2 protein-coding genes are annotated in these 2,322 nt (G+C 60.8%); one reads left to right on the forward strand and one right to left on the reverse strand.

The window, feature by feature from the left end:
- Nucleotides 1-14: 14 nt before the first annotated feature.
- On the reverse strand, nt 15-1,649 hold the full coding sequence (locus U9983_RS21845; protein WP_322755814.1) for a VCBS repeat-containing protein: 1,635 nt from the start codon (nt 1,647-1,649) through the stop codon (nt 15-17).
- Between the two features lie 341 nt (nt 1,650-1,990).
- On the opposite strand from U9983_RS21845, the gene U9983_RS21850 reads away from it, so the two are divergent.
- A complete protein-coding gene (locus tag U9983_RS21850) occupies nt 1,991-2,272 on the forward strand; it encodes a type II toxin-antitoxin system Phd/YefM family antitoxin (protein ID WP_322755815.1) in 282 nt (93 codons plus the stop codon).
- The last annotated feature ends 50 nt before the right edge of the window (nt 2,273-2,322 follow it).

A 2,322-nucleotide genomic window follows, 5' to 3' on the forward strand; every position in this document is an offset into this window, starting at 1 on the left:
TTTGTCTCACCGGGTCAGGAACCGGCCCCGTGTCCTGAGATCCACCGCTGCGACGGCCAGAAACCGGACCCGGATGACACCGAGACCCACCAGTCCCCATTGACTTCATCAAAGGTCACCACATCGGCTTTACCATCACCCGTGACGTCAGCGAGAAACTGCTCGTTCGTGCCGATTCCATGACCATTCGCCCATGCTGTCGGCGCCCAGAAACCGGACCCGGAGGATGTGCCGACATCCCAGTGCCCGTTGGCCGCGAAAAAGTAGGCGGCATCCGCCCGCTTGTCACCGTTCACATCACCTACGAGGCGACTTGTGCTGCTGAGGCCATGCCCGACCGACCATCGCGGGGGATAGCTGAAGCCGTTTCCGGTGGATGCGGCCACGTACCAGTCACCGCCCCCGGCTATGTAGACTCCGGCGTCAGCCCGACCGTCGCCGGTGAAATCGGCCAACGCCTGGTCGGTCGTGCCGACCCCGTGTCCTGAGATCCACCGCTGCGGCGACCAGAAACCGGAACCGGACGACGCCGAAACCCACCAGTCCCCGTTTGCCGTATCGAAAGTGACTACATCGGCCCTTCCGTCCCCGGTGACGTCTGCCACCCACTGGCGGTTGGTGCCAACACCGTGGCCGTAGGCCCAGTCAGTCTCAGGCCAGAATCCGCTGCCGGACGAGAGGCTCACCCGCCAGCGTCCGGTCGAGGCCCAAAAAGCAATCAGATCGGCCCGGCGGTCGCCGTCCACATCGGCCGCGAAGTACGTGTCAGCACCCACGGTGTGGCCGAAAGCCCAGCTCTGTGGAGCGCCGAAACGGCCGTCCGCCTGCGCCAGCGCAACCATTGCGACACCCGAATCGCGGAACATCACGATCGCGTCTGACCGACCGTCGCCGTTGACATCGGCCAGGAGCCTCGTCCCGGGTCGTGCGGGTTGCGCCACTGGTGCATGAACCACACCGATGGTGGTGTAGCCACTCAATGGCGTGATCTTCTTCTGCTTCTTATCCCAGCTGAACGTTGACCAGACGCCATCATTCTTGTCAGAAAGATTCTGACTGACCGTCGATACCGAGACTTTGTCGCCTGTTCCACTCACGCTTTCGACGACTGCGACATGACCCTTTCCGCCCATACCGCCGCCAAAGACAAGAACGTCGCCAGCACCTACACCGGCGATCGATCCATTGCTATCCTTGGAAAGATTTTTCGGCGCGGTGTCGTACATTTGATAACCGTCGCCGGACCAATTTTTAGTGATCCAACCTCTGACCAGATAAAGCCGATTGACGAGCTCTACACACTGCCAGCGCAAGCCGCTGAGTACCGACTTGGGCTGGCCGGAGGGACCGATGTCGACGTAGTTTTTGTCGTTCAGGTCGGAACTGTAGGAATGGTCATTCGAATAGACATCGACTCCCTTCCCACTCAGCCAGCTCGAACCACTGAGAATAATGCGGTTGGCCTTTTTCGCTGTAGCCAGAGCCTGATTCGTCGGCCCGAATATCGTCAGGCCGGCACCGACCAACAACACCGCCAGGCCGAGCAGGCACGTTCCGAAACGGCCGGATGCCAATCTTTCAACTGTTTTCCCGTAGGTCACTTTCCCCCCAAAACACGATTGATCGTCAAAGGGTAGCGCCCAGCTCACCAATAGGATGGCAACCTACAAACAACCGCGTCACAAGCAAATGAATCCTCGTTCCATTCGGTCCTAATTATTGCTGAGATCCCATCAAAAAATGGCTTCGGCGGCGTTGAAGGACCGGGCAATCCGCAGGCCGAGGATCGGCGACCCTTACCGTGATCGTGGTAGGCCCTCGGGATGGTGGAAAAGATCGCCCGAGCGAACTGAGCAGGATGCCGACGCCAGCTGGAGCCCTGCGCTGCGAGGACCGTCGAGGAGTTCCCGACCCTGGCACCCCGCGTCCTGGCTGTGCGGCCCCATGTCGGCACGCTGGATGTCGTCCTAACCGGATGCAACCATAGATCATGTTGTACATTTCGATCACGATCGCAGCGGCGCACAAGACTGACCTTCGTGCCTCGGAGGTTGAAATCGGTATCGCCGAAGTGCGCTCGCGCCTCGGCGAGGTGGTCAACCGTGTCCACGAGGGCTACGTCGTCTACCTCACCCGCAACGGCACGCCGACCGCAGCGATCCTGCCCATCGACGAGCTTCGCCGCCTCGTCGAAGCCGAGGAAGGGCTGGAGGACCTCCGCGCTGTCGTCGCCGCGGAACGTTGCGGATCAGGGTCTCCGACTAGCGCGTGATCTACGAAATGCAGGGAGACCGCGGAGACCACACCGATATTCGCACCCTG

It is taken from the genome of Protofrankia sp. Cas3, from assembly GCF_963555955.1.
In the GTDB taxonomy this organism is placed as follows: domain Bacteria; phylum Actinomycetota; class Actinomycetes; order Frankiales; family Frankiaceae; genus Protofrankia.